We start from the raw sequence: 25,851 nt of genomic DNA on the forward strand, positions 1-25,851 counted from the left end.
TTGAGGTCGTTATGGCAGGTAACCTTCCACATCGTTCCGCCAAGACGGTCAAGACGGTCAAGACGGTCAAGACGGAGCTGCGCCGGGAACTCCTCGCCGCCCGCCGCGCCTTGACCCCCGAGGACTGCCGTACGGCGGCCCGCGCGCTCTCCCGGTCCGCCCTCGGGCTGCCCGAACTGACCGGCGCCGGCACGGTGGCCGCGTACGTCTCCGTCGGCACCGAACCGGGCACCCGCGAGCTGCTCGACGGGCTGCGGGCGGCCGGGAAGCGGGTGCTGCTGCCGGTGCTGCTGCCCGACAACGATCTCGACTGGGCCGTGTACGAGGGCCCGGGCAGCCTCGCCGAGGCCGCCCACCCGGGGAAGATGCGGCTGCTGGAGCCGGCCGGGCCGCGGCTCGGGCCGGACGCGGTGACCGGCGCCGACGCCGTGCTGCTGCCGGGGCTGGCCGTGGACGGGCGCGGGATCCGGCTGGGCCGCGGCGGGGGCTCGTACGACCGGGTGCTGGAGCGGCTGGAGCGCGCCGGGGCGCATCCGGCGCTGGTGGTGCTCCTCTACGACGAAGAGGTGGTCGCGCGGGTCCCGGAGGAACCGCACGACCACCCCGTCCAGGCGGTGGCCACCCCGTCCGGGGTGGTGCGTTTCGGTGACGCGCCCTAGTTCGAACCGGCCGGCTTGAGCGTCAGGGTCTCGACCGTCGCCTTGTTCACGGCCTCCTTGCCGAAGGGCCACTCCAGCAGCTCGCCCTTGGCCCACATCGTCGTCTGGTCGGTGTAGTGGGAGTGGTACGCGTGTCCCGAGGCGCCGGTCAGGTTGATCCAGCGCGACTTGTCCAGGTCGTTGAGGTTGACGACCATCCGCATCGAGGGCACCCAGGTGACCTCGTACCCGCTGGAGGCGTTCCAGCCGGTCGCGTTGACGGTGGCCTCGCCGCCGCCCAGGTTCCACGGGCCGCGGTTGAGGAGCCACTGCATGAAGCCGGGGCCCTCGGTGCCGATGGTCTGGTTCTTCAGCGTCAGCTGGTGCAGCCGGCCCCAGGTCCAGGTGGACTGGTCCTTGCCGAGCTTGGCGGTGAGCTCCCAGCGGGCGTCCTCCATGGCCCGCGCGAACAGTTCGTCGCGGGTGGTGGTGTCCTTCTCGTGCCGGTTCGGGGCGGGCGAGCGCCACCACGGCGACGTCTCGTCCTTGACGAGGCGGCGGACCACCTCGAACCAGCGGTCGCCGCCGTCCGGCTGCGCCGAGTCGGAACCGCGGCTGCCGCACTCGCGGACCGTCGTGGCCAGGTCGTCGACCGGGCCGCCCTCCTGGACGTTGACGCAGCTGCCGTCGACCCGCAGCTCCTTCGGCATCTTGTCGCCGAAGGACAGCTTGAGGATGTTGCGCCAGACCGCGTTGAAGTAGGCGGCCGCCGCGGAGTCGGGCTCCTGGGTGTAGTTCCAGCCGTCCAGCAGCTTCTGCGCGGAGCGCACGTCCGGGTCCTTGACCTGGATCTTGGCGAGGATGGGGGTCAGCAGCGCGGCGATCTCGCTGCTGTTGTCCATCTGCATGGTGCGCATGTCGTCGGTCGAGATCTTGCCGCTGTCCTTGATCTTCGCCTCGATGAGGTCGTTGATCCGCTGGCTGCGGGCGCCGTAGCCCCAGTCGGTGGTCAGCGTGTACGGGTACTTGCCCTGGCCGGTGCCGCTCTCGGCGACGGCCTGGTTGGCGGTGACGATGTAGCCGCGGGCCGGGTTGAGGTCGTACGGCATCTCGTCCTGCGGGATGTAGCCCGCGTTGCCGTCCTTGCCGCCCTTCCAGGCGTACTTCGAGTCCCAGCCGGGGGCGGGCATGCGGCCGTCGCCGGAGCCCCGGACCGGGATGCGGCCCGGGGCCTGGTAGCCGATGTTGCCGGTGGGGCCCTTGTTGTCGGCGTAGATCAGGTTCTGGGACGGGACCTCGAACTCGCGCGCGGCCGCCCGGAAGCTGTTGAAGTCCTTGGCCCGGTCGAGTTTGAAGATCGCGTCCATCGACTTGCCCGGGTCCAGGGCGGTCCAGCGCAGGGCTACGGCGTAGCCCTCGCCGCGGTCGGGGGCGGAGCTGGCGACGGGGGCGCGGGCGCCGACCGTGCCGAGTTCGTCGCTGCGGTCGGAGACCAGGGGGCCGTTGTTGGTGCTCCGGACCTTGATCTTCGTCTCGCCGCCGCCGGCGATCTTGATGACCTCGTCGCGGACGGTGAAGGGGAGCACCTTGTTGTCGTAGACGTAGCCCTCGGGCTTGATCTGCTCCAGGTAGAGGTCGGTGACGTCGGCGCCGAGGTTGGTCATGCCCCAGGCGATGTCGGCGTTGTGGCCTATGACCACGCCGGGCATGCCGGAGAAGGTGTAGCCGGCCACGTCGTACTGGCACTTCTCGGAGACGGCGCGGCAGTGCAGGCCCATCTGGTACCAGACGGAGGGCAGCTGCGGGGAGAGGTGCGGGTCGTTCGCGAGCAGCGGCTTGCCGGTGGTCGTGTGCTTGCCGGAGACGACCCAGGAGTTCGAGCCGATGCCGCTGCCGTTGGGGCCGAGGATCGCGGGGATCTGGTCCAGGGTGTTGGCGAGCGCGCTCATCCGGGTGCGCAGGCCCACGGCCGCGCCCTGGGCGGTGGCGTTGCCGGCGAGGCCGGTCGCGGTGCCGTTGGCCGTGCCGGAGCCGCTCGCGGAGCCGTTGCCCGTACCGGCGCCGGAGCCGGTGCTTCCGGAGCCCGTGGCGGCGGAGCCCGCGGAGCCCTGGGGCGTGTACTTCCCGCCGTCGGTCTTGCCGCCCTCGACGATCGGCTTGTTCCGGTCGAACGGGTACGGCGGGTAGAGCTCGTCGATCTGCTCCGGCGTGAGCTTGCCCGACATCAGCGCGCGGTCGATCTCGTCCTGCATGTTGCCGCGCAGGTCCCACGCCATCGCCTTGAGCCAGGCGACCGAGTCCACCGGGGACCACTGCTCCGGCGTGTAGTCGTCGCTGATCTTGAGTGCCGCGTGCTCGACGGAGAGGTCCTTGCCGGACTTCCCCTTCAGGTACGCGTTGACCCCGTCGGCGTAAGCCTGGAGGTACTTCTTCGTCTCCGGTGAGAGCTTGGAGTCGTACTCGGCCTGCGCGACCTGGCGCCAGCCGAGCGTGCGCAGGAAGGCGTCGGCCTCCACCTGCCCGGCGCCGAACATCTCCGAGAGGCGCCCGGAGGTCATGTGCCGGCGCACGTCCATCTCCCAGAAGCGGTCCTGGGCGTGGACGAAGCCCTGCGCGCGGAAGAGGTCGTCGTCGTTGTCGGCGTAGAGCTGGGGGATTCCGTGGGCATCGCGCTTGACTTCGACGGTCCCGGTCAGGCCGGGCACCTTGAGGGTGCCGGTCGTCTGGGGGTACGAGGCGCGCACGGTGTCCACGCTCCAGTACGCCCCGTAGCCGAGGCCCGCGAAGAGCGCCAGGACCAGTACGAGCACGATCAGACGGGCGCGTCGTCCCTTCTTCTTGACGGAAGGGGCGGTTTCGTTGGCGGGCATCGCTGTCCTTAGAGGGGCAGGGTGGTCCTGGGAGTACTGGGAGCAACCATAGGCGCAGGACCGGGTCCGATGATCCGGCAGGGTCGAGCTCCTGAGGACAGGGCGGATCAGGGGTTTCACAATGTGGTTATCACGTAAAGAGCGCGTCAAATATTAGGTAAGGTAACGAAGTACTTACCTAGACCTGCCGCCCGGAGGAAACGATCCGCCCGGCGCGTTGAGGAGGGCCGCCCGCTGACCGTCCACACGCTCAATGAGCTTCTGCTGGTCTGCTCGCTCGTGCTGCTCGTCGCGGTCGCCGCGGTGCGCCTCTCGTCACGCAGCGGCCTCCCCAGCCTGCTCATCTACCTCGGCATAGGCATCGCGATAGGCCAGGACGGCATCGGCAACGTCGTCTTCGACAACGCCGAGCTGACGCAGGTCATCGGCTACGCCGCGCTCGTCGTGATCCTCGCCGAGGGTGGTCTGGGCACCAAGTGGAAAGAGATCAAGCCGGCCCTGCCCGCCGCGATCGCGCTGTCGCTGGTCGGCGTCGCCGTCAGCGTGAGCGTGACCGCGGCGGGCGCGTACTACCTGGTCGGGCTGGAGTGGCGGCAGGCCCTGCTGGTCGGCGCGGTCGTCTCCTCGACCGACGCCGCGGCCGTGTTCTCCGTACTGCGCAAGGTGCCGCTGCCCGCGCGGGTGACGGGCGTCCTGGAGGCGGAGTCCGGATTCAACGACGCCCCCGTGGTCATCCTGGTCGCGGCCGTCGCGACCGTCGGCCCGGTGGACGAGTGGTACGTCCTGATCGGCAAGATCGCGCTGGAGCTGGCGATCGGCGTCGCGATCGGCCTGGCGGTGGGCTTCCTGGGGGCGTACGGGCTGCGGCACGTGGCCCTGCCCGCCTCCGGCCTGTACCCGATCGCCGTCATGGCGATCGCCGTAACGGCGTACGCGGCCGGCGCGATGGCGCACGGCTCCGGCTTCATCGCCGTGTACCTGGCGGCGATGGTGCTCGGGAACGCGAAGCTCCCGCACTGGCCGGCGACGCGGGGGTTCGCGGACGGGCTCGGCTGGATCGCCCAGATCGGCATGTTCGTGCTGCTCGGCCTGCTGGTGACCCCGCACGAGCTGGCGCAGGACTTCTGGCCGGCCGTGGTCATCGGGCTGGTGCTCACCATGGTGGCGCGGCCGCTGTCGGTCTTCGTCAGCCTGCTGCCCTTCCGGCTGCCCTGGCAGGAGCAGACCCTGATGTCGTGGGCCGGCCTGCGCGGCGCGGTGCCCATCATCCTGGCGACCATCCCGATGGTGTCCGGCATCGAGGGCAGCGACCGGGTCTTCAACATCGTCTTCGTGCTCGTCGTCGTCTACACCCTGGTGCAGGGGCCGACCCTGCCGTGGGTGGCGCGCAAGCTCAACCTCCGCGACACGGACGAGGCCGCCGCCGACCTGGGGATCGAGTCGGCACCGCTGGAGAAGCTGCGCGGACACCTGCTGTCGTTCGCCATCCCGCGGGCCTCGCGGATGCACGGCGTCGAGGTGAGCGAGCTGCGGCTGCCGCCCGGGGCCTCGGTCACGCTGGTGGTCCGGGACGGGAAGAGCTTCGTACCGGCGCCGTCGACCGTACTGAGGCGCGGGGACGAGCTGCTGGTGGTGGCGACGGACCCGGTCCGGGACGCGGCGGAGGCGCGACTGCGGGCGGTGGCCCGGGGCGGCAAGCTGGCCGGATGGCTGGGGTCGGACAGCGAGTCCTCGCACTGAGCGCGGGCCCTTCTGGGGCACGCGGCCACGGCGGATCCCGGCCGTTTTCCATTAGAGCGGCGTTCTAATTCAACGATTTCGCCGGCGTGTGGCCTGGTATGCCCGCGTTTAACGGGCTCCGGAATGCGAACTTCCAGTTAATCGCAGGTGAAGTCATGCATTGTCGTCGGAATCACAGGGCGTGATAGCCGCTCCCCCTGTACGATAAAGGCACACCAGATCGAACCAACTCTGCCTGACGCAGAGCTGGCGCGACCGCAAAGCGGCCGTGGCACCCTCCCGCAGTGGGCGCCCAGGTATCACTCGGTTCTGCGCAAGAGGACAGCTCTCGGGGCTCCCACATGTACGGGTGCGGCCGCTCACAAGGCGAAGCACCGTCCGCAGACGGGGATGCTCTACCAGGCAGCGGAAAGGCAAGGCCGTGACATCCGCGGTCACGACCGAGAACTCCGCCCGCCCCGGCTACGGGCTACTCCTGCGCACGCCGGGCGCCCTCAGCTTCCTGCTCCCCGGCTTCGCCGCCCGGCAGCCCTTCGCGATGCTGACCATCGGCATCGTCCTGCTCGTCCAGCACACGACCGGCTCCTACGGTGACGCCGGCATCGTCGCCGCCGTCACCGGCGTCTCCATGGCGCTGTTCGCGCCGCAGATGGGCAAGCTCGCCGACCGCTTCGGCCAGAGCGCCGTCCTGATCCCCGGCGTCCTCGCACACGCCGCCGCCGTCTCCGCCCTGACCGCTTTCGCCCTGCTGGGCGCGCCGCTGTGGGCGCTCGCGCTGGCCGCGATCCCGGCCGGCGCCTCGGTACCGCAGGTCGGGCCCATGGTCCGGTCCCGCTGGGCCGCCAAGCTTGGTGGGGGTACCTCCCAGGCCGAAGGCTCTGGGGGAGGCTCCCCGCTGCTGCCGACCGCGGCCGCGTTCGAGTCCGTCACCGACGAGTTCACCTTCGTCGTCGGCCCGGTGCTCGCGACCGCGCTGTGCACGGGCATCCACCCGGCCGCCGGTCTGATCACCGAGGCCGCCCTGACGCTGATCGGCGGCCTGCTGTTCGCCGCGCAGCGCGGCACCCAGCCCAAGCCGGTCCCGCTCGCCGCCAACGGCGAGAAGCACGCCTCGGCGCTGTCCTTCCCCGGCCTGCGCGTCCTGATCATCGCGTTCATCGGGATCGGTGCCGTCTTCGGCGGCATGCAGGTCTCGCTCGCCGCGTTCTCCAACGAGATCGGCAACCCGGGTGCCAACGGTCTGCTGTACGGCGTCTTCGCGGCCGGCAACATGATCGCGGGCATCGCGTGCGGCGCCATCGCCTGGAAGATCGGCCCGCGCCGCCGCCTGATCCTCGGCTACGTCGGCCTCACCGCCGCCGCGTCCGTCCTGTGGGCCGCGAACTCCGCGATCCTGCTCGGCGCGCTCGGCCTGGTCGTCGGCCTGTGCATCGCCCCGGCGCTGATCACCGGCTACACCATGGTCGAGCAGCTGATCCCGGCCGCCTCGCGGACCGAGGCCTTCACCTGGCTCACCGGCGCGGTCGCCTTCGGGCAGGCCGGGGCCGTGACCGTGGCCGGGCGCCTGACGGACGCGCACGGGTCCTCGTACGGCTTCCTCGTGCCGATGGGCGCCACCGCGCTCGCGCTGGTGACGCTGCTGGCGCTGCGGGCGAAGCTGGCCCCGAAGGCCCTGAAGGCCCCGAGCCGGATCGTGAACTCGTCCCCCGGCCCGGCCGCGAACGCGGCCGCTCACCCGGTCGCCGACCCGGCCGCCAACCCGGCCTCGTCCGACCCGTCCTCGCGGGTGAACGAGCGTGGGATGGGTCACCGCGTGCCGGTGACGGTGGACTGATCGGCCGGAATACGTCACCATGGAGCGTCGTTAGCACTCATCGAGTCAGAGTGCCAGGAGGAAATTCGTGCCGACCTACCAGTACCAGTGCACCGAGTGCGGTGAGGGCCTTGAGGCCGTGCAGAAGTTCACCGATGAAGCACTGACCGTGTGCCCGAGCTGCGACGGACGCCTGAAGAAGGTGTTCTCCGCGGTCGGCATCGTCTTCAAGGGCTCCGGTTTCTACCGGAACGACAGCCGTGGCGCTTCGTCGAGCAGCACGCCCGCCTCGAAGACGTCCTCGTCGCCTTCGACGTCGACCGCCGCGCCGGCGGCCGCCTCCTCGTCGTCCGCGACGTCGAGCAGCGGCAGCAGCAGCTCCAGCTCGGCCGCCTGACACCACCTGTCTCTGCGCGAGGCCCCGTCGCCCCACCGGGCGGCGGGGCCTTCCGCGTGCCCGGTTAGGGTGGCGCCATGGCGAACGCAGAGATCGGTGTCATCGGCGGCTCGGGCTTCTACTCCTTCCTGGAGGACGTCGTCGAGGTGGTGGTGGACACCCCCTACGGCCCCCCGAGCGACTCCCTGTACATGGGCGAGCTGGCCGGGCGCCCGGTGGCGTTCCTGCCCCGGCACGGGCGCGGCCACACGGTGCCGCCGCACAAGATCAACTACCGGGCCAACCTGTGGGCGCTCCGCTCGGTCGGCGTCCGCCAGGTACTGGGTCCGTGCGCGGTGGGCGGCCTGCGGACCGAGTACGGTCCGGGCACGCTGCTGATCCCCGACCAGCTGGTCGACCGTACGAAGTCCCGGCCGCAGACCTTCTTCGACGGAGAGCCGCTGCCCGACGGCAGCGTCCCGAACGTGGTGCACGCCAGCTTCGCCGACCCGTACTGCCCGGTGGGGCGCGAGGTGGCGGTGGCGGCGGCGCGCGGGCGCGACTGGGAGCCGGTGGACGGCGGGACCATGGTCGTCATAGAGGGGCCGCGCTTCTCGACGCGCGCCGAGTCGCGGTGGCACGCGGCGGCGGGCTGGTCGGTGGTCGGTATGACGGGGCACCCGGAGGCGATCCTCGCGCGTGAGCTGGGGCTCTGCTACACGTCGATGGCGCTGGTGACCGACCTGGACGCGGGCGCGGAGGTGGGCGACGGCGTGTCCCACACGGAGGTCCTGAAGGTGTTCGGCGAGAACATCGGGCGGCTGCGGAAGGTCCTCTTCGACGCGGTGGCGGCGCTGCCGCCGACGGACTCCCGCGCCTGCCTGTGCACCCACGCGCTCGACGGGTGGGACCTGGGCATCGAGCTGCCGTAGGGCGGTCGGGTAACTCGCGGGGGTGACGGGGTTTTCCACAGGCTGGGGATTGTCCACAGGCCGGAGCGGGATCCGGCGGGGCGGCGGATCGTGAGGGGTGTCCGGGCGCCGGGTCCGGACACCGGAACTCACACAGCTTGGCGGTGGCGGTCATGTCCAGGACCTCTCCTTCTTCTCCCTCTTCTCCCTCGCCCGTTCCCTCCCCGTCCCGCTCCTCTTCTCTCTCGCGTTCCCCCGCTTCTCTCCCGTGTTCCCCCGTTTCTCCGTGTCCCCCCGCGCGCCCCGTTCCGCTGTTCGCGCCGCTGCGGGTGGGCCGGGTCGGGGATCGCCTGCGCCGGGCCCTGCGGCGCCGGCGGCGGACCGTGTCGGCCGGGCTGGCCGTCGCGGCGGCCGCCGCGCTCGCCGTGGGCGGGGCGGAGGCGCAGGCCTCGCGGGGTGCCGGGCCGGCCCGTGTGAAACCGCCGCCGCCCGCGGCGGCGCGGCTGGTGTCGGCACCGGTGAGGATCGCCGATGCGGCGACGGTGCGGCTGCTGCGTCCCGGTGACCGGGTGGATGTGGTCGCGGCCGAGCGCTCCGGACCACCCCGGGTGGTGGCGGTGGCTGCCCGGGTCGCCGAAGTACCCGCTCCGGAGAAGGCTGTCGGGGACGGCGGGGCGCTGGTGGTCCTGTCCGTGCCCCGCGACACCGCGCGGGCTCTCGTGGGAGTGGGGACCACGGCCCGGCTGGCGGTGACGTTGTGCTGATGCGAGGCGCCGCCCATCGAACGGTCGGCCAGTCAAGTCACCTCAGGGTGGTGGCCGATTGGACACGCCGGGCCCGGACTGCCGTAGCTTTCGGAACCGTTGGCTCCATGTTCGGCGGATACGGAAAGAGGCTCAGCGGTGAGCAAGAAGAAGGAGAGCGTCCTGGCAGGCTTCAAGGCCTTCCTGATGCGCGGCAACGTGGTCGACCTCGCGGTGGCCGTGGTCATCGGCGCCGCGTTCACGAACATCGTGAACGCGGTGGTCAAGGGAGTCATCGGCCCGCTGGTGGGGGCGATCGGCACGAAGAACCTGGACGTCTACTCCTCCTGCCTGAAAGACCCTTGCGGCATCAACGCGAAGGGGGAGCCGACCGGCGTCAACATCATGTGGGGATCGGTGCTGAACGCGGCCCTCACCTTCCTGATCACCGCCGCGGTCGTCTACTTCCTGATGGTGCTGCCCATGGCGAAGTACCTCGCCAAGGTGGAGCAGCGGCGCAAGGCCAAGGAGGGCGTCAAGGAGACCATGGAGATCACCGAGCTGGAGGTCCTCAAGGAGATCCGCGACGCGCTGGTCGCCCAGCGCGACGGTTCGGGCCCGGCCGGCGGCCAGGGCCAGGGGCCGGGACAGGAGCGCGGCGGCTCGTTCTGACTCAGAGGTGGTGCGGCGGCTTCTCGTCGAGGAAGCGTGCCAGGTCCGCGGCGCTCCCGCCGGCGGTCGGCCGTTCGCCCCACCCTCGGTCGGTGTCGTCCGAGGACTGCTGGTCCAGCGGGTCGTCGAAGACCAGCTTCGGCCTGGGCTTCGGCTTCGGCTGGGGCGCGGCCTCGGGCTTCGGGTCCTGCGGGTCCTGCGGGTCGGAAGCCGAGGCGGAGGCGGGGGCGGTGCTCATGCCTCCAGGGTACGGCCGCCCCCGCTCCCCCCGGAGGCGCCCGGCGGCAGAGCGGAACGCACCGGCTCCGACGGGACCAAGCCCCTCCGCCCGGGGCACACGGACACCCGGGACCGCGCGCCTCGGCTGCCGCCCGCCGTACGGCTGCTGTCCTGGGCGGTGTGACGTACGTACCGATGACCGCCCGCAGCCGGGAGGAAGACCACCGGGCAGCGACACCCCTGGAGCTGTTCTTCGACCTCTGCTTCGTCGTGGCGGTGGCACAGGCCGGCAGACAGCTCGTCCACGCCCTGGCCGAGGACCACGTGGCCGCCGGTATCTCCGGCTACCTCTTTGTTTTCTTCGGGGTGTGGTGGGCTTGGATGAACTTCACCTGGTTCGCCTCCGCCTACGACGTCGACGACGTGCCGTACCGGATCGCGACCCTGGTGCAGATCTCCGGCGTGCTCATCTACGCGGCCGGGATCCCCCGCGCCTTCAACGACAACGACTGGACCATCGCCGTCGCCGGCTACGTGGTCATGCGCATCGCTCTCACGCTCCAGTGGCTGCGCGCGGCCGCCGGGGAGAGCGGAGCGGCCCGGCGCTGCGCGCTCACGTACGCGGCCGGGCTGGTGATCTGCCAGGCGGGATGGCTGGCGCTGCTGGTGGCCCCCGAGGACGCCCGCAGGTGGCTCTTCCTGGTGCTGGTGGCGGCGGAGCTGCTGGTCCCCGTCGTCGCCGAGCGCCACCAGGCGACCCCGTGGCACGCCCACCACATCGCCGAACGGTACGGCCTGTTCACCATCATCGTGCTCGGCGAGACCATCGCCGCGAGCACGGTGGCCGTGCAGTCCGCGCTCGACGAGCACGAGGCCCTGGGCGAGCTGCTGCCCATCGCGGCGGGCGGGCTGCTGCTGGTCTTCGCCGCCTGGTGGATCTACTTCGCGGTCCCCGCGCACGACCGGCTGCGGAGCAACCGCCAGGCCTTTTCATGGGGGTACGGACACTTCGTGATCTTCGCGGCGGCCGCGGCCATCGGCGCCGGCATCGAGGTGGCGATCGAGCAGGCGGTCGGCAAGGCCCACATCTCCACCGTGGCCGCCAACCTGGCCGTGACCGTCCCGGCCGCGGTGTTCCTCGCGTTCGTCTGGCTGCTGCACTCCCGCCACTACAAGCGGGGAACGACCCAGCAACTGGTGCTGCCGGTGTCGGCGCTGGCCATCCTCGCCTGTGCCTGGACCGGCGCGCAGGCGGTGCTGTGGGCCGGGCTGGTGGCGACCGCCACCGTCGCGGTGGGCGTGACCTTGGCCGACCGGACGCGTTTGGGTGCGTAAGGGCGGGGGCTCCGACCGACGAAGGGAAGAAGAGACGATGACGGTCCCTGCACAGCGGTACGAGGGCCCGGGCGCGGGCACGGGCGCGGGAGCGCACCTCGCGGACCCGGCGTTCTGGCAGCAGTCCCCCGAGGCTCGGCTCGCGGCCTTCGCCGCCCTGCGGGCCCTCGACTCCCCGGTGTACGTGCCCGAGGGGAAGGGCCGCGGCCACTGGGCCCTCGTACGGCACGCGGACGTGCAGGAGGCGAGCCGCCTGCCCAAGGTGTTCGCGAGCGCGCCCGGGGTGACCACGCCCGAGCCGGCCCGGTGGGTGCGGGCGCTGTTCGGGGACTCCATGGTCAATCTGGACGGCGCCGACCACGCGCAGCTGCGCAAGATCGTGCAGCGGGCCTTCACCCCGCGGCTGCTGGCGGCGGCCGAGGAGGACATCCACGCGGTGGCCGCCCGGATCGTGGACGACGTACTGGCCGAGCGGCCCGACGAGTTCGTCTCCGCGGTGTCCTCGCGGCTGCCCCTGGAGGTCATCTGCAACATGATGGGCATCCCGGAGCGCTACCGGGCGGAGATCGCCGACCGGGTCAACCACGCCTCCGAGAACATCGGCGTGGAGCGGGGCCTGGCCTCCCGGCTGCGGATGCCGGGGCGCGGGCTGCGGGCGCTGGCCAAGATGCAGCGGATGGTCGCGGGCATCGGGCGGGAGCGGCGCAAGAACCCCACCGACGACCTCATCTCGGCCCTCGTCACCGCGAACGTGGACGGGCAGGCGCTGGGCGCCCGCCAACTGGGCGCGTTCTTCTCGCTGCTGATGGTTGCGGGCGTGGAGACCACCCGGAACGCGATCACGCACGGGCTGGCGCTGCTGACCGACCACCCGGAGCAACGGGAGCTGCTGCTCGGCGACTTCGAGAAGTACGCCGACGGCGCGGTGGACGAGATGATCCGGCACTCGACGCCGATCATCCAGTTCCGCCGCACGGTCGCGGCCGAGCACACCCTGGGCGGGCACCTGTTCCGGCCCGGCGACAAGGTGGTGCTGTACTACGCCTCCGCCAACCGCGACGAGGCGGTCTTCCCCGACCCGGACGCCTTCGACATCACCCGCTCGCCCAACCCGCACCTGGGGTTCGGCGGCGGCGGACCGCACTTCTGCCTGGGCGCGCACCTGGCCCGGGTGGAGATGAAGGCACTGTTCCGCGAGCTGCTGACCCGGCCGGTCGGCCTGCGCGCGGTGGGTCTGCCGGATCTGGCCGGCTCCAACTTCGACAACCGAGTCCGTTCACTCCGCTTCGCCTTCGAGCAGCCGGCCCGGCGCCGCCCCTGACGAGGCCCTGCCGACGCCGGCGCCGCCCCTGACGCGGCCGCGGAACCGGCCGCCGGGCAGGCTGGGGGCCCGGCGGCCGGAGGGTGGCGGAGCGCCGCGTGCGGGCGGCTACTTCTGCAGGCGCTGCACCTGGAGCACGCAGTGGGCGCTGCTGGTGAGCACCTCCTCGTCACCCGCGAACTTCTGCAGGACCTCCGCGGTCACGGGGCGGCCCGGGACGGCCTCGGGCCAGGCGCGCGTGGCGAACAGGAAGTACGCCTGCCCGCTCTCGTTCGCCGCGGCGACCCACTCGTCCGGGGCGGTGCAGGTCGCGTTCAGCCCGGGCAGGGTCAGCGCGATCTGGTTGTCCGCGAGCAGGATCTTCACCGGGAAGGTGGAGGCCTTGAGGGTGCCGTCCATGACCACGTCGCCGATGGGCAGGCCGATCTCCTCCAGCAGCCCGCGGGCGGCCGCCTCGCCGGCCTCCGGACCCTTGGGGCCGTCGCCGAGGGTGTAGGCGAGGAGGTACGGGATGTCGTGGCCGTCGGAGGGGTCGCCGATCCAGGCGAGCACGGAAAGGGTGCCGAGCTGGGACCGGTCGATTTCGGCTTGAGTTGAAGTCATGCGCCGCACCCTAGTCGCCTCTCCCCCGACCCCTTCACGGCCTTTCACCCGGGCGGGCTAGACCGCCCAGTATCCCGCTCCGGAATTCGCCTGGATGTTCGCGTCCTGGTACTGGAGCCGCACAATGCGCACATTTTCCGGGATTTCGAACACCACCCATCCCTCGGCCCGCTCACCGACCTCCAGGGAATCGAAGACGAGGGGTTTGCCGGTCGTCAGTTCACCGGTGGGCACCACCGGATGGCGCTTCCCCGCGCTGTCGTGCGCCCACATGCGTCCGAGCGCCCCGTACGAGGCCCCGCCCACGTTGACGAACGACATCGAGGCGGCCGCCCAGCGCTTCCCGGCGGGCGGGGCGAAGTTCTTCTCGACGCTGACCGCGGGATCCACGTACGCGTTGAGCACCGCCTCCAGATGACGGCCCACCTGACGGCCGTGCACCCGTACGGAGTCACCCACATGGGCATCTTTCGCGGCGGCCCCCGCCGCCCTCGGGGCCGCGGGGTCGATATCCGCGTCGCCGCCCGGCGCCCCGTCGTCCACGGGGACGGCGGGCACCGCGGCGGGGGCGAGCGCGGCCCCGTCAGGGGCACTCTGACAGGCGGTGGCACCGAACAGCAGGGCCGGGAGCAGGGCGGCGACGGCGAGAACGGGGGCGGAGACGGGCTGGCGCATGCGGATCCCTTCGGGGACCTTCGGGGATGTATTCCGGCCAGTCTCACGCGCCCGAGCGGGCAATTGCGTACAACGACACGGCCATGCGGAGCGAGTTGCCGCCCAACTGCCAGCACAATTCGTTCCGGCGGATTCCCGTCACTCGCATTTCACCCGCATCAACCCGCATCCACCCGGAGGAACGATGGGCATGACCGGCCCCCGAATGGCTCTCGCCGCACTGTCCGCCCTGGCGGCCGCGGCGGTATTCACCGCACCGGCGACCGCCACCGCTTTCGAAAATGGCATTTCCGTACAGCCGTACGCCCATATCGGCGACGACGGCACGGTCACCCTTTCCGGCACCTACGTGTGCAACGACCCGTCACCCGTCGGGGCGGTTCAGCTCTCGACGGCCGTCACCCAGGACGGCACCCGCCTGGGGACCGGCAACGGTGACGTGAAGTGCGACGGCGAGGAGCACGCGTGGGAGACCACCGCCTCGCTGCGGTTCACCAAGGGCATCCACGCCGGCCAGGCGCTGGGCGAGGCCCGGCTGCAGGTGGTCCACCTCCAGGGCCTGATGCCGAAGTCCGTCGACACCGTCGCCGAGGACCGTCACGAGATCGAGCTGATCGACCACCGCTGAGCCGGGGCGGCCGGGGCGCGGCCCGCCCGGTAGCCGCCGCTACCGGCAGGCGGGCGCCACACCGGTCATCGACATGAACGCGACCGTCTGGCACCCGGGATCCGCGTGCGGGCGGCCCGTCGTCCAGTCCACGACCGTCGGCACCCCGGCAGCCAGCAGGAGCAGCGCCAGGATCCCGGTGACGGTGCCCCTGCTCAGCCGGCGCACAGCACGATCCGTTCCCAAACCGTCCGTTTCATGGCCGCATCATCACTCCCGTCCGGCCGGCGCACAACTCGACGTGACCGGCCGGTCACCCGAAGCCGGGACCGCTGCCCGCGGCGTCGAACTCGCACCACACCGCCTTGCCGTCGCCCCGGGACTCCACACCCCAGTGCGTGGCCAGCGCGTCCACGAGCAGCAGCCCGCGCCCCGTGGTGGCCGACTCCCCCGGGGTGCGCCGGCGCGGCCACACACTGGAGCGGTCCTTCACCCACAGCCGGATGCGCCGCACCGGTTCCGGCAGCACCTCCATGGTCAGCACCGCCCCGCCGTCCGTGTGCAGCAGGGCGTTGACCAGCAGTTCCCCGGCCGCCAGCTCCACATCGTCGGCGAGGTCCGGCATGCCCCAGTCGCGCAGGGCCTGCCGCAGGGCGTACCGGGCCTCCGACAGCCCCTCCGGATCCGCCTGGTGGATGTACTGGTGGATCCGGGGCGCCCGGTGGGTCCCCGGGTCGGGGGCCCGGCGCAGCACCAGCAGCGCCACGTCGTCGCCGGAGCCCCAGCGCTCCCAGAGCCGGTCCGAGAGGTGGTCGGCGAGCGCGCCGGCGTCCTGGGGGCCGCTCCTGACGGCGTGGGCGAGCGCCTCCATGCCCTGGGTGATGGCGGTCCCGGGCTCCTCCACGAGGCCGTCGGTGCACAGCACCAGCGTCTCGCCGGGGACCAGGTCGAGCCGGGTCTCGGGGAACTCCTCCTGCTCGAACACCGAGGCCAGCCCCAGCGGCAGCCCGCCGCGCACGTTGGGCCAGCCGGTACGTCCGTCCGTGTGCCGGATGAGCGGGCCCATGTGGCCCGCGCGGACCGCCCGGACTCCTCCGCTCTCCAGGTCCACCTGCGCGTACATGCAGGTGGCGAACCGCTCGGTGTCCAGCTCGGCGAGGAACCGCGAGGCCCGGGCGAGCACGGTGGACGGCGGATGCCCCTCCCCCGCGTACGCCCGCAGCGCGATCCGGAGCTGGCCCATGATGGCCGCCGCGTGCGTGTCATGGCCCTGTACGTCGCCCACCACGATGCCGACCCGGTCGCGGGGCAGCGCGATCACGTCGTACCAGTCCCCGCCGACCTCCCGCCCGCTCCACGCCGAGTGGTAGCGGACCGCGATCTCCCCGCCCGTGATCTCGGGGATCCGGCGCGGCAGCATCGCCGCCTGGAGGCCCGTCGCGAACTCCCGCTCCTGGTCGAAGAGGAGTGCCCGCTGGAGCGACTGGGCGACGATGCCCGCCAGGCCCAGGAGCAGGTTCTGCTCCTCCGGGCTGAACTCGCTGCGCCGCCGGTAGAACAGCACCAGCCCGCCGATGGCCTTGGCCTGCGCGATCAGCGGCAGATAGGCGGCCGCGTCGAACCGGATCCGGCCCAGGTAGTCCGCGAGCAGCGGGAACTCGATGGCCAGCTCGGTGAGGGAGGGGGCGAAGCGCGCCTTCCGGGTGACCACCGCTTGCGACAGCGGCAGCGAGCCGTCCAGCCGGGTGAACTGGCGCTCGCTGAGGATCTCCAGCGATTCCCCGCTCAGAGCGATGATCTTGATGGCGCCGCTCTCGACGAGCCCCAGGGCCAGCCCGTCCACGCCGAGCCGCTCCAGCGCGCCCGTGCCGGTCAGCACGGCCGTGACGTCGTCCACGGTCACCGCGCGCGACAGGGCCTCCGTGGTGCGCTGCACGATCGTGGCCTGCTGGGCCCGGGCCGACTCCAGCTTGCGCAGCACCGCGGCGTGCGCCAGCTCCGCCGTCGCGTCCCGGACGATCCCCACGACCCGCCGGGACCGCCCGTCGGGACCCCTCAGCACCCGGCCCTGCGTGTGCGTCCACTGGTCGCGGCCGTCGCGCCGCCGCACCGTGAAGTAAGAGCCGTACGTCTCCCCGCCGCCGTCCAGGACCGCCTGCACGGTGTCGGCGAGCCGCCGGCGGTCGCCGTCGGGGATCCGCGCGCCCAGGCCCTCCGGGGTGTCGTCGAACTCCTCCGGGTCCAGGTCGAACACGGCCATGCCGGCCTCGTCGAGCACCAGGATCCCGGCGTCCAGGTCCCACTCGAAGCTGCCCATGCCGTTCAGCGCGAGCCGCTCCCCGGGCCCGGTCACGGGGCCCTGCCGCCCCTGATCGGGTCTGTCGTGCTCCGCCGCTGCCACGAGACACACCACCTAACGGCCGGGCCAGCACGGCTGGGAGATCAGCCGCTCCCACTCCTCGTCAGGATGCCCCGGAAGGGTGCGTCCGGCCTCCCGCCAGCGCTTGACGAGGGAGAGATAGATCGTGGACTGGTCCCCGGGCGGGAACGCCGCGGCCGGGGGCGGCGGGTACCCGGCGGACCTGGCCCGGGCGGGCTGTTCCGCACGGCTGGCGGGAATGCGTACCCAGCCCCGGCCCTGTGCTCGCTCCGCACCCATCAGGGACCCCTCTCACCGCGGAATCACCGCGGAAACCTCTACCGCAGATACGTCTCCGGATATCCCGCCGGGGCCCGGTCGGGCCGGGCGCCACCGCTGGAACCCGGCAGCGGACCCCGGGCGCGCAGGCGCCCCAGGACTCCCTTTACCAGTCTCCCCGCCGTGAAGCCCGCGCCGTGCACGAATCGCATGGAAGGGCCGAATGAGGGAGCCGTCAGCAGCCCCGCGAAGAACAGCCCGGGCCACGAGGACTCGAATCCCGGCCCCAGCTCCGGCGTCCCGGTGCCGCCCACGGTCTCCAGCGCGGCCCGCAGCCCGGCGTCGAGGAACGTCAGCCTCCGCAGGTCGGGGCTGAACCCGGTCGCGGCGATCACATGTGCCGTGTCCAGTACGACGGACTCCCCGGCCGCCGTGGTCAGCCCGAGCCGGGTCCGCCCGCCCACCGCCACCGCCCGGTGCAGCCGGTGTCCCAGCAGCACCGGCACCCGCCGCTCGAACCGGTCCCGCAGCCACCAGGCCCCGGCGGGGCCCAAGGCGGTCGCCGCGATCCGCTCGCGGGTGGGCGCGGGCAGCCGGCGTACGGCCCAGGGCAGCTCGGACCAGACCCAGCTGCGCCAGCCGGTGCCGAGTCCGCTGTGCGGGTCGCGCAGGGCGCGCGGCAGCGGCCGCTCCAGCGGCTGCGGGACGGTGTTCCAGTGCAGCCGGCTGCGGCGGGCGACCAGGCAGGGCCGGGCGCCGCTCTCCGCGAGCAGCGCGGCGGTCTCCAGGGCGGCCTGCCCGGCCCCGAGGACGGCGACCTCGCGGCCGGCGAACCGGGACAGGTCGCGGTGGCCGCTGCTGTGGGAGTAGTGGGAGGGCGGGAGGTCCCGGAGCGCCTCGGGGTGGTGGACGAAGGGCATCACCCCGACCGCGAGGACCACCGTACGGGTGAGGAGCGGCGGGCCCTCCGCGGTGCGGACGCGGAATCCGTCCCCCTGCGGGGTGACTTCGGTGACGGTGACCTCCTCCACCTCCGGCGCGGCGTGCCGGGCGAACCAGAGCCCGTACGCGCTGAACGTGCCGATCGGCAGCGGAGTGCCGTGTTCCGCGACGATCCCCCGCGTGGCGCAGTAGGAGGCGAGGGTGAAGCGGCCGTCGGGGGAGGACAGATTGGACGACCAGGGCTCGGACTTGAGGTACATGCCCTCGGGCATGTGATCCCGCCAGGAGGCCATGGGCCGCCCGAGCAGCCGCACGTCGAGCCCGGCGGCCGCCGCGTGGGCGGCGATCGACAGACCGTACGGGCCCGCGCCGACCACCACGAGATCATCCATCCGCGTCACCGCTGTACCTCCGTTTCCATGGGTATTGCGCCGCCGGGATCCCTTCCCACTCGCGGGGCTCCGTCCCGGCCCCGCGCCTCGATCTCCCCCTACCGCCGCGCGGGGCCGGGGTCCCGGCCGGTCACCGGGTCACCGGGTCACCGGGTCACCAGCTCGTCCGGCGCGGCCGCCGCAGGCGGCGCGGGCGGCGGGGCGGTCGGCGGCGACGCGGGCGGCGTGGCGGGCGGGGTCGGCTCACTGGCGCGCTGGCGGGGGGCGCGGCCCACGGCCCGCGCCGTGCGCCGGCCGTGCGCCGGGACACCCCGCAGGGCGCGCGCGCCCTTCCCCGCGCCCCGGCCCAGGAAGGCCGCGAGCATCGCCAGGAACGGCAGCGGGTCGTCGGTGGCGAACCAGGCGGCCTCCACCCGGCCCCGCTCCCCCCGCGGCACCACCCGCACGGGTCCGGGCCGCGCACCCGGACCGGCAGCCGGGCGTGCCCAGGCCGGGCCGGGGCCCGGCACCGCCCCGGGACGCCGCCCCTCCGGCACTCCGCTCCCCGGCGGTGTACCGGCCCGGCCTGAGGCCGGCGGTGTACCAGCCGGGCCGGAGGCCGACGCCGAGATGGGGCGCCGCCCCTCCGGCACGCCCGGCACGGCCTGGCCCGGGCCCTGGCGCTGGCCCGGGCCGTGGCCGTGGCCGTGGCCGTGGCCGTGGCCCGGGCCGTGGCCTTGGCCTTGGCCTTGGCCCTGGTCCAGGCCCTGGCGTTGGCCTTGGCTCTGACCCTGGTCCAGGCCCTGGCGTTGGCCTGGGCCTTGGCTCTGGCCGTGGCCTTGGCTCTGGCCCTGGCCCTCCCGGCGGACGCCCGGTACGACGGCGGCCGGCGTCGTGCGGCGGAACGGCAGTTGCCGGCCCCGCACCGCCGCCAGCAGCGCGTAGTTCTCCGCGACGAACACCCGCCCCGGCCCGCCCGACGGCTCCGGGACCCGTTGCCCCGTCAGGTCCAGGTACATCGCCTGTACGACGTCCAGCCCGGCCGCGTCCGTGAACAGCCGGAACTGCGCGCCGGGGCGCGGGTTGAAGTCCACCAGCCGGAAGCAGCCCCGCTCGTCCCGGCGGAAGTCGAGGTCCAGGATCCCCTGGTAGCCGAGCCGTTCGGCGATCCGCAGCCCCGCCTCCTCCACCACCGGATCCGGCAGCCACCGCCCCACCGCCGTCAGCCCCGTCCGCACCGGCCAGGACAGTTCCTTGCGCCCCGACCCGGCCAGCAGCGGGCGCCCGCCCCGCGCGAAGGCACCGTGGAAGAACCAGTCGGTGTCCGGCCCCGCCGGCAGGAACCGCTGGAGCAGCAGCCGGCTCCCGGCCTCGGCGGAGCGCTCGTACAGCCGCCGCGCCTCGGCCGCGCTGTGGACGAGGGTGGTGCTGCGCAGGCCGGTACCCGCCGGCAGCATCCACGGCCGACTCCACTTGGCGACCGCCGGCAGCCCCAGCCGCCACGCGGCCTCGGCCGCCTCGGCCCCGCTCGCCGGAATCACCGTCTCCGGGTGCGGGATGCCCCACCGCGCGCACAGCCGCGACAGCTCCGCCTTGTCCGCCACCCGCGCGGGCAGCCCGTCGGGCTGATGGGGAATCCGGAACCGCTCCCCCAGCATCGGCGAGATCCGGGCGACGATGATCGCGCTCAGGTCGTCCATCGCGACGAGGACGGCCGGCCGGCCGATCCGCTCCGAGACGCCGACCAGGCACTCCAGCAGCGCCTCCGGTGCCTCGGGATCCAACCCGCCCAGGCCTCGGTCGGGCCCCGGGTGTACGGCGCGCAGATACCGCGAACGCCCCATGGGACCTCCCCCGGCCTCGACGACGGCATGGACCTCCACGCCCTTGCGCCCAAGGGATCTGACGGCGCCGAGGGTCCCGTGGTGGAACGGATTCCGGTCGAGTCTGAGCAGAACAGCGGGCACAAGGTTGCCGAACGCGTGCATGGGAACGGTGTCTTTCACCTAGTCGGACCAAGCGGGGAGGATGCGCAGCTGCGAATGGCCTACGCGGCAGTCACCGAACAGGCCATTCGTCAGATCTGATGCCTAACGTCTTTGACAAGCACACCGATTCAGGAAAGCTCGGGAGACACCATGCCCAGACCACGTCGCCGACTGACGAGCACCTGCATCGGTACGGTCACGGCCGGACTGCTGGCCACCGGAGCCGCGCTGGCGGCGCCCGAGGAGGGCGAGGCCCAGGGCGGTCAGGGCAGCGACATCGCCATGGGCGCGTACCTCGACTACGGGCCGCCCGGGGTCGCACGGATCCCGTACCTGTCGCGCTGGCTGGGCGGCAAGGAGATCCGGGTCGGGCACACCTATCTGCCCGGCGACCGCTGGGCCGGCATCGAGGGCAACGTCAGCTTCCTGGAGGACTGGGCAGAGTGGCGGCAGGCCGATGACGACCGGATGTTCGTCCTCAACGTGCCCATGCAGGAGCACAACGAGGGCCGGGTTTCCGACTACCGGGTGGCACGGCTGATCAGGGCGGGCGCGGAGGGCGAGCACGACGAGCACTTCCGGAAGCTGGCCGAGCGGCTCGTGGATCTCGGCGTCCCGGACACGGTGATCGTGCTGGGCTGGGAGATGAACGGCATCACCTACACGCACCGCTGCGGGCCGGACCCGGAGAACTGGAAGGCGTACTGGAAGCGCATCGTCCGCGCGATGCGCTCCGTGCCCGGGCAGGAGTTCAAGTTCGACTGGGCCCCCAACCGGGGGAAGGACGCGATCGGCTGGACCGAGTGCTACCCGGGTGACGACGTGGTCGACATCGTCGGCATGGACTCGTACGACCAGGGTCCGGGCCGGGACTTCGACGAGTACGTGTCCCAGCCGTACGGGCTCCAGCAGCATGTGGACTTCGCGAAAGCGCACGGCAAAGCGATCTCGTACCCGGAGTGGGGGCTGTTCCGGCGAGGGGACAACCCGGAGTACGTGCGGCGCATGCTGAAGTGGATCGAGCAGAACAAGCCGCTCTACCACACCATCACCGACTACTGCCCGCACGGCGTGTGGCAGTGCAAGCAGAACCCGCGGTCCTCGAAGGTGTTCCGCGACGCCCTGTCCCCGGACGGGCCCGGCCCGGTGATCCCGACGCCCGTGGTACCCACGCCGGTCGTCCCGACGCCGATGGTGCCCACGCCGGTGATCCCCACGCCGGTCATCCCCACACCCGTGGTGCCGGTCCCGCAGATCCCGACTCCCGAGATCCCGAGCCCCGTGTGGCCCCTGCCCTCGCCCGAGATCCCGGCACCGGCCAGCCCCGGCCCGGTCAAACCCGGTCCGGTGCTCCCGAGTCCGGTGTGGCCCGAACCACCCGTACCCGTGCCGGTGCCCTCGCCGGCGCGCCCGTCCCCGCAGGTTCCGGCCCCCGTGCCCGTCCCGGCGCCGTCGCCCGTGGCGCCGAGCCCCCGCCCCAGCCCCGTCGTACCCAAGCCGGAGCCCGCGCCGACCACACCGCCGCCCCCGCCCGCCAACAGCAGCCAGTGGTGCCTGCCGCTGAACTTCGGCGACTGGCTCTCCCATCTGCTCGGCAAGCAGTCGGTCTGCCTGAAGTTCGACTGGGGCAAGGACTCCGGCTCCTGGCCGTTCTAGTGCGCGTCGGGTCATCGCACGCGCAGCTCGTTCAGCCGGGCCCGCCAGTCCCGGGCGGCCGGCAGCGTCTCGCGCAGCGCCTCCACCGCCCGCTCGCGCCCCGTCAGCTGCGACGCGTGCAGCCGCAGCAGGGGCGCGAGCGCGGTCGTGGCCAGCAGGAACCGCTGGTTGACGACCGTCTCGGGCCGCCAGTGGTTCTTGTACGGCTCGTTGCCGCGCAGGAAACTCACCACCGGGCGGCCCTCCGCGAGGGCCCGGCCGGCCTCGTAGCGCAGCAGCAGCGTGGCCACGTCCACCTTCCGGGTCCGCAGATCCGGATCCGCCCCGTACAGGTAGCCGCCGCTCAGGGCGGCCGACAGCAGCGTGACGTTGGCCGCCACCACCTTGCCGTCGAGCCGGAACTCGGTCAGCCGGGCCTCACCCACCCGCACCATCCGCCGGGTGGCCCGGGTCAGATGCTCGGCGAACCGCGGCCTGAGGTGCTCGGGGGTCACCCCGCGGCCGCGCCACTGCTTCTCGTGCAGTCGCAGCAGCGTCCGTACGGCGCGCGGCACCTCGTGCTCGGTGACCTCGTGCTCCTCGATCCCGGCCGCGTCGGTCTTGCGCAGCTTGGCCCGGACCCGCTGGGCGCCGGAGGCCGGCATCCGCTTGACCAGCTCGTCGAACGGCAGCGCGGGCAGCTCCATGCAGGTGGAGTCGGCCAGCTTGCTCCGCACCCCGGGCCACGCCTCGAACACGGCCTCGGCGGCGGCACCCGGGCGCACCTCGCGCAGATCGACCACCGCGCCCCGGGCGGCCCGGTGCAGTCCCCGCGCCAGGGCCGGGACGACCTGGTCGGCGTACTCGGGGGCGACCAGGACGTCGAAGTAGTCGGTGATTCCGCCGCCGAGCGGCACCAGCAGCGGCAGCGGCCGGTGTACGAGCATCAGCGCGGCCGCGCCGACCAGCTCGCCGCCGCGCCGCACGAGCACGACGCGGAGCCGGCCGTCGCGCCCGTAGGAGAGCCACCAGGAGTGCAGCCAGGCGTGGCTCTGGAAGGGGGTTGCGGTGGGGACCTCGCGGACGAGCCGGTTCCACGGCTCCTCCAGCGCGGCGAACTGCCGGGGATCGCGGCACAGCGTCACCGACAGGGCCCCGGCGGAGCCCGTCGTCATCGCACGGACTCCTTCTCCTTGGAGTCCGTGTGCTCACCCTGGGCGGGCAGCGAGGCGAACTCCCCGGCGACGGGGGCGGCGGCGTCGCTGACGGGGTCCTCGGCGCGGCGGCGGGGCCGCGCCAGCAGCCACAGCCCGCCGAGCAGCCCGCCGGCGCACAGGCCGACGGCGCCGCTGACGGGGGCGGACGCCGAGGCGGGGGCGGCGGGCGCCACGGCCTGGTTGAAGAGGAGCAGCTGCACGCCGGTGTTCTTGGCGGCCTGGTTGCTGCTGAGCGACAGCGCGTCGGCCACCGCGTTGGCGATGTCGGCGGCCTCCGACGGGCTCTTCGAGGTCCCGGTGATGGCGATCATCGGCGACTCGGGGGAGGTCTCGGCGCGCACCTGCGTGCGGAGCTTCTGGGCGCTGAGGCCCGCGCGGGGCTGGGCGTACGCGAGGGTGGAGCTGCTGGTGGCGATGCGGGCGTAGGCCTGGGCGAAGCCGAGGGCGGTGGCCGGCTCGGTGGTGTCGTCCGGGACGGCGACGACGTAACTGGTGGCGGCGTACTCGGGTGCCTTGAGCACCCCGTACGCCCCGCCGGCGGCCAGCCCGAGCAGGGCGACGACGGGCAGCGGCCACCAAGCGGGCGGGCGCGGCAACGTGACGCGGCGGTGGGGGCGGTCGGACTTCTTCTGGTCGGGGGTTTCGGCCATGAGCGTGCTCGCTTCCTGGGTGGGAGGGGGGAGTTCCTTCGGGCCCCGGGGCCGGGGCCCCTACGGGGGGACAGATCAGCCGGCTTCGCCCGCCGGTCCGGCGACGACCCTGGCCGTCAGCGGTTGTGGGCCGGGTCCCGGGCTCCCGGCCGCCGAACCGGCGCCGATCACACCCGGCCCCACATCAGGCCGCCACCCGGGCGGGGCATCCCCCGCCCCGGGCCCGGCGACCGACGCCCCTTGCGCGCCCGCGCCGACGGCCGGATCCACGAGCGGCCCATTCAGCGGCGCAGCCGAACCGACGGCCCGACCAGCACCCGGACTGCGGCCCGCACTAGCGGCCAAGCCGGGCCCCGGGCCAGCAGCCGAGCCGGGCCCCGGGCTAACAGCCGGCGCAACACCCGCGCCAACGCCCGAGCCTGCGGCCGACGCAGCGGCGGGGGCGTGGCCCCCGCCAGCGGCCGAGCTGGGGCCCGGGGCGACGGCCGACCCAACGGCCGGCTCAGCACCCGCGGCAACGGCGGGGCAGGGGCCCGTCAGCGGCGCAGCCGGCGCAACACCCGCGCCAACGCCCGCGCCGACGGCCAGGCCCGCTGCCGACGCACCGGCCGGGGCATGGCCCCCGCCAGCGGCCGAGCTGGTGCCCGGGGCGGCGGCCGACCCGACGGCCGGCTCAAAACCCGCGGCAGCGGCAACGGCGGGGCAGGGGCCCGTCAGCGGCGCGGACAGGGCAGGCGCGGGCTGGGGGTCGGTCGAGGGCGCGGATAGCGCAAGGGCGTAGACGGCGAGGAGTTGGTCCGCGCTGCGGGCGATGTCGTAGCGGCGGGTCACCGGAGGTTGCGGGAGGCGGCGCGCGCCCGCCTCCATGTGTCCGCGCAGGGCGGCGACCAGCTCCGCCGTCCCCGTGCCGATGCGCCGCGCGCCCGGGGCCTGCGCGGCGGGCAGGTCGTCGATCGCCGGGCAGGTGACGTGCAGGACCGGCAGTCCGGCGGCCAGGGCTTCCACCACGGCCAGGCCGAACGCCTCCTCCCGCGACGGGGACACGAACACGTCCATCGCGGCGAGCAGCGCGGGAATCCCGGGTGTCCGCCCGTCCGGGCTGTCGCCCAGCGGATCCCGCTCCCCCAGCAGGTGGATCCGGCTCTGCGCCCCGAGCTCGGCCGCGAGCCGCCGGAGCGAGGCCCGCTCGGGCCCGTCCCCCGCGATCAGCAGATGCGCGCCCGGCAGCGCCGCCACCGCCCGCACCAGTACGTCGAACCGCTTGCCCGGCACCAGCCGCCCCACCCCGCCCACCACGAACGCCCGCTCCGGCAGCCCCGTGCGGCCCCGCGTGGCCCGCCGTACGCCCTCGTCGAAGCGGAACCGCGCGGCCTCGATCCCGTTCGGCACCACATGCACCCGCGCCGCCGGGACCCCCCACCCCTCCAGCCGCGCCGCCACCGTGTCCGACACCGCGACCGTCGCCGCGCCGAGCCGCTCGCTCGCCAGGTACAGCGCCCGTACCCCGCCCGACAGCGGCCGGCCCTCGATCTCGCCCTCCCCGAGCGAGTGTTCCGTCGCCACCGTCGCCCGTACGCCCGCGAGCCGCGCCGCGAGGCGCCCGTACACACAGGCGCGGTACAGGTGCGTGTGCACCAGGTCGTAGCGGCCGCGCCGGATGAACCGGACCAGCTTCGGCAGCGCCCCCAGGTCGCGGTTCCCGCTCATCCCCAGGTGCACCACCCGTACTCCGTCGGCCCGCAGCCCGTCGGCGACCGGCCCGGGGTTGGTCAGCGTCAGCACATCGCACGGCATCGGCATGTGCCTCAGCAGCAGCCTCAGTTGCTGCTCGGCGCCGCCGACGCCCAGCCCCGTGATGATGTGCAGGACCCGTACCGACTTCAGGTT

The 25,851-nt window shown here is 73.0% G+C and carries 22 protein-coding genes and 1 pseudogene; 11 read left to right on the forward strand and 12 right to left on the reverse strand.

The features are described 5' to 3' along the window. The first annotated feature begins 11 nt into the window (after positions 1 to 11). Positions 12 to 659 carry a 5-formyltetrahydrofolate cyclo-ligase gene (locus MTF65_RS17195; RefSeq protein WP_243629581.1) on the forward strand — a complete coding sequence of 216 codons (648 nt, stop codon included), beginning with the start codon at positions 12 to 14 and terminating at the stop codon, positions 657 to 659. Here the strand turns inward: MTF65_RS17195 and MTF65_RS17200 are convergent. Further along, positions 656 to 3,508 carry a penicillin acylase family protein gene (locus MTF65_RS17200; protein WP_243629582.1) on the reverse strand — a complete coding sequence of 951 codons (2,853 nt, stop codon included), beginning with the start codon at positions 3,506 to 3,508 and terminating at the stop codon, positions 656 to 658. The genes MTF65_RS17195 and MTF65_RS17200 overlap by 4 nt on opposite strands. Before the next feature lie 261 nt (positions 3,509 to 3,769). Here MTF65_RS17200 and MTF65_RS17205 point away from each other — a divergent pair, with 261 nt between their 5' ends. From MTF65_RS17205 to mscL, 6 genes are all read left to right on the forward strand, one after another. Continuing rightward, a complete protein-coding gene (locus MTF65_RS17205) occupies positions 3,770 to 5,248 on the forward strand; it encodes a potassium/proton antiporter (RefSeq protein WP_374207251.1) in 1,479 nt (492 codons plus the stop codon). A 421-nt stretch (positions 5,249 to 5,669) separates the two neighbouring features. Continuing rightward, positions 5,670 to 7,082 (forward strand): MFS transporter, encoded by a 1,413-nt coding sequence (locus tag MTF65_RS17210; protein ID WP_243629584.1) that lies wholly within the window; start codon positions 5,670 to 5,672, stop codon positions 7,080 to 7,082. Between the two features lie 67 nt (positions 7,083 to 7,149). Continuing rightward, the gene (locus tag MTF65_RS17215; RefSeq protein WP_243629585.1) at positions 7,150 to 7,458 is read left to right on the forward strand and encodes an FmdB family zinc ribbon protein; all 309 of its coding nucleotides are present in this window, start codon (positions 7,150 to 7,152) and stop codon (positions 7,456 to 7,458) included. A gap of 77 nt (positions 7,459 to 7,535) precedes the next feature. Further along, positions 7,536 to 8,369 carry an S-methyl-5'-thioadenosine phosphorylase gene (locus MTF65_RS17220; protein WP_243629586.1) on the forward strand — a complete coding sequence of 278 codons (834 nt, stop codon included), beginning with the start codon at positions 7,536 to 7,538 and terminating at the stop codon, positions 8,367 to 8,369. A 362-nt stretch (positions 8,370 to 8,731) separates the two neighbouring features. Beyond that, entirely contained in the window at positions 8,732 to 9,112 is a 381-nt protein-coding gene (locus tag MTF65_RS30535; RefSeq protein ID WP_308407184.1) for a hypothetical protein, read from the forward strand. A gap of 138 nt (positions 9,113 to 9,250) precedes the next feature. Next, positions 9,251 to 9,763, forward strand: coding sequence for a large conductance mechanosensitive channel protein MscL (gene mscL / locus MTF65_RS17230; RefSeq protein WP_243629588.1), 513 nt, complete (start codon positions 9,251 to 9,253; stop codon positions 9,761 to 9,763). Between the two features lies 1 nt (position 9,764). On the opposite strand, the gene MTF65_RS17235 is transcribed toward mscL, so the two are convergent. Further along, positions 9,765 to 10,001 (reverse strand): hypothetical protein, encoded by a 237-nt coding sequence (locus tag MTF65_RS17235; protein WP_243629589.1) that lies wholly within the window; start codon positions 9,999 to 10,001, stop codon positions 9,765 to 9,767. A gap of 176 nt (positions 10,002 to 10,177) precedes the next feature. On the opposite strand from MTF65_RS17235, the gene MTF65_RS17240 reads away from it, so the two are divergent. After that, on the forward strand, positions 10,178 to 11,317 hold the full coding sequence (locus tag MTF65_RS17240; protein WP_243629740.1) for a low temperature requirement protein A: 1,140 nt from the start codon (positions 10,178 to 10,180) through the stop codon (positions 11,315 to 11,317). Between the two features lie 37 nt (positions 11,318 to 11,354). Then, the gene (locus MTF65_RS17245; protein ID WP_243629590.1) at positions 11,355 to 12,638 is read left to right on the forward strand and encodes a cytochrome P450; all 1,284 of its coding nucleotides are present in this window, start codon (positions 11,355 to 11,357) and stop codon (positions 12,636 to 12,638) included. 108 nt (positions 12,639 to 12,746) lie between these two features. On the opposite strand, the gene MTF65_RS17250 is transcribed toward MTF65_RS17245, so the two are convergent. After that, on the reverse strand, positions 12,747 to 13,241 hold the full coding sequence (locus MTF65_RS17250; RefSeq protein WP_243629591.1) for a DUF5949 family protein: 495 nt from the start codon (positions 13,239 to 13,241) through the stop codon (positions 12,747 to 12,749). A gap of 57 nt (positions 13,242 to 13,298) precedes the next feature. Next, positions 13,299 to 13,916 carry a DUF4352 domain-containing protein gene (locus tag MTF65_RS17255; protein ID WP_243629592.1) on the reverse strand — a complete coding sequence of 206 codons (618 nt, stop codon included), beginning with the start codon at positions 13,914 to 13,916 and terminating at the stop codon, positions 13,299 to 13,301. 190 nt (positions 13,917 to 14,106) lie between these two features. Here MTF65_RS17255 and MTF65_RS17260 point away from each other — a divergent pair, with 190 nt between their 5' ends. Next, positions 14,107 to 14,544, forward strand: coding sequence for a DUF6299 family protein (locus tag MTF65_RS17260; RefSeq protein ID WP_243629593.1), 438 nt, complete (start codon positions 14,107 to 14,109; stop codon positions 14,542 to 14,544). Between the two features lie 39 nt (positions 14,545 to 14,583). Here the strand turns inward: MTF65_RS17260 and MTF65_RS17265 are convergent, their stop codons facing one another. The 5 genes from MTF65_RS17265 to MTF65_RS30280 all read right to left on the reverse strand — a co-directional run bounded on the left by MTF65_RS17265 (position 14,584) and on the right by MTF65_RS30280 (position 20,318). Next, on the reverse strand, positions 14,584 to 14,751 hold the full coding sequence (locus tag MTF65_RS17265; protein ID WP_243629594.1) for a hypothetical protein: 168 nt from the start codon (positions 14,749 to 14,751) through the stop codon (positions 14,584 to 14,586). 85 nt (positions 14,752 to 14,836) lie between these two features. Beyond that, a complete protein-coding gene (locus tag MTF65_RS17270; RefSeq protein ID WP_243629741.1) occupies positions 14,837 to 16,840 on the reverse strand; it encodes a SpoIIE family protein phosphatase in 2,004 nt (667 codons plus the stop codon). 96 nt (positions 16,841 to 16,936) lie between these two features. Continuing rightward, positions 16,937 to 17,182 (reverse strand): hypothetical protein, encoded by a 246-nt coding sequence (locus tag MTF65_RS17275; protein ID WP_243629595.1) that lies wholly within the window; start codon positions 17,180 to 17,182, stop codon positions 16,937 to 16,939. A gap of 38 nt (positions 17,183 to 17,220) precedes the next feature. Beyond that, complete coding sequence (locus MTF65_RS17280; RefSeq protein WP_243629596.1) at positions 17,221 to 18,495, reverse strand: NAD(P)-binding domain-containing protein; 1,275 nt, start codon at positions 18,493 to 18,495, stop codon at positions 17,221 to 17,223. Positions 18,496 to 18,641: 146 nt separating this feature from the next. Further along, a complete protein-coding gene (locus MTF65_RS30280) occupies positions 18,642 to 20,318 on the reverse strand; it encodes an ATP-grasp domain-containing protein (protein WP_279399184.1) in 1,677 nt (558 codons plus the stop codon). A 294-nt stretch (positions 20,319 to 20,612) separates the two neighbouring features. On the opposite strand from MTF65_RS30280, the gene MTF65_RS17290 reads away from it, so the two are divergent. Beyond that, a complete protein-coding gene (locus tag MTF65_RS17290) occupies positions 20,613 to 22,118 on the forward strand; it encodes a glycoside hydrolase family 26 protein (RefSeq protein ID WP_243629597.1) in 1,506 nt (501 codons plus the stop codon). Between the two features lie 11 nt (positions 22,119 to 22,129). Here MTF65_RS17290 and MTF65_RS17295 read toward each other — a convergent pair whose 3' ends face one another. The 3 genes and pseudogenes from MTF65_RS17295 to MTF65_RS17305 form a co-directional block, all read right to left on the reverse strand. Next, entirely contained in the window at positions 22,130 to 23,272 is a 1,143-nt protein-coding gene (locus MTF65_RS17295) for a GNAT family N-acetyltransferase (RefSeq protein WP_243629598.1), read from the reverse strand. After that, on the reverse strand, positions 23,269 to 23,964 hold the full coding sequence (locus MTF65_RS17300) for a lipopolysaccharide biosynthesis protein (RefSeq protein ID WP_243629599.1): 696 nt from the start codon (positions 23,962 to 23,964) through the stop codon (positions 23,269 to 23,271). The genes MTF65_RS17295 and MTF65_RS17300 overlap by 4 nt, the downstream gene beginning before the upstream one ends. Positions 23,965 to 24,687: 723 nt before the next feature. Beyond that, a pseudogene (locus MTF65_RS17305) lies at positions 24,688 to 25,848 on the reverse strand (glycosyltransferase); the annotation flags it as partial. Positions 25,849 to 25,851: the final 3 nt, after the last annotated feature.

The sequence above is a fragment of the Streptomyces sp. APSN-46.1 genome (genome assembly GCF_022815725.1).
Lineage (GTDB): Bacteria > Actinomycetota > Actinomycetes > Streptomycetales > Streptomycetaceae > Streptomyces.

Bases quoted from the DNA above. Each gene is read 5' to 3' on its own strand.
- MTF65_RS17195 (WP_243629581.1), top strand. From the start codon at position 12: ATGGCAGGTAACCTTCCACATCGTTCCGCCAAGACGGTCAAGACGGTC.
- MTF65_RS17200 (WP_243629582.1), bottom strand. From the start codon at position 3,508: ATGCCCGCCAACGAAACCGCCCCTTCCGTCAAGAAGAAGGGACGACGC.
- MTF65_RS17220 (WP_243629586.1), top strand. From the start codon at position 7,536: ATGGCGAACGCAGAGATCGGTGTCATCGGCGGCTCGGGCTTCTACTCC.
- MTF65_RS17235 (WP_243629589.1), bottom strand. From the start codon at position 10,001: ATGAGCACCGCCCCCGCCTCCGCCTCGGCTTCCGACCCGCAGGACCCG.
- MTF65_RS17240 (WP_243629740.1), top strand. From the start codon at position 10,178: ATGACCGCCCGCAGCCGGGAGGAAGACCACCGGGCAGCGACACCCCTG.
- MTF65_RS17245 (WP_243629590.1), top strand. From the start codon at position 11,355: ATGACGGTCCCTGCACAGCGGTACGAGGGCCCGGGCGCGGGCACGGGC.
- MTF65_RS17250 (WP_243629591.1), bottom strand. From the start codon at position 13,241: ATGACTTCAACTCAAGCCGAAATCGACCGGTCCCAGCTCGGCACCCTT.
- MTF65_RS17255 (WP_243629592.1), bottom strand. From the start codon at position 13,916: ATGCGCCAGCCCGTCTCCGCCCCCGTTCTCGCCGTCGCCGCCCTGCTC.
- MTF65_RS17260 (WP_243629593.1), top strand. From the start codon at position 14,107: ATGACCGGCCCCCGAATGGCTCTCGCCGCACTGTCCGCCCTGGCGGCC.
- MTF65_RS17270 (WP_243629741.1), bottom strand. From the start codon at position 16,840: ATGGGCAGCTTCGAGTGGGACCTGGACGCCGGGATCCTGGTGCTCGAC.
- MTF65_RS17275 (WP_243629595.1), bottom strand. From the start codon at position 17,182: ATGGGTGCGGAGCGAGCACAGGGCCGGGGCTGGGTACGCATTCCCGCC.
- MTF65_RS17280 (WP_243629596.1), bottom strand. From the start codon at position 18,495: ATGGATGATCTCGTGGTGGTCGGCGCGGGCCCGTACGGTCTGTCGATC.
- MTF65_RS30280 (WP_279399184.1), bottom strand. From the start codon at position 20,318: ATGGGGCGTTCGCGGTATCTGCGCGCCGTACACCCGGGGCCCGACCGA.
- MTF65_RS17290 (WP_243629597.1), top strand. From the start codon at position 20,613: ATGCCCAGACCACGTCGCCGACTGACGAGCACCTGCATCGGTACGGTC.
- MTF65_RS17295 (WP_243629598.1), bottom strand. From the start codon at position 23,272: ATGACGACGGGCTCCGCCGGGGCCCTGTCGGTGACGCTGTGCCGCGAT.
- MTF65_RS17300 (WP_243629599.1), bottom strand. From the start codon at position 23,964: ATGGCCGAAACCCCCGACCAGAAGAAGTCCGACCGCCCCCACCGCCGC.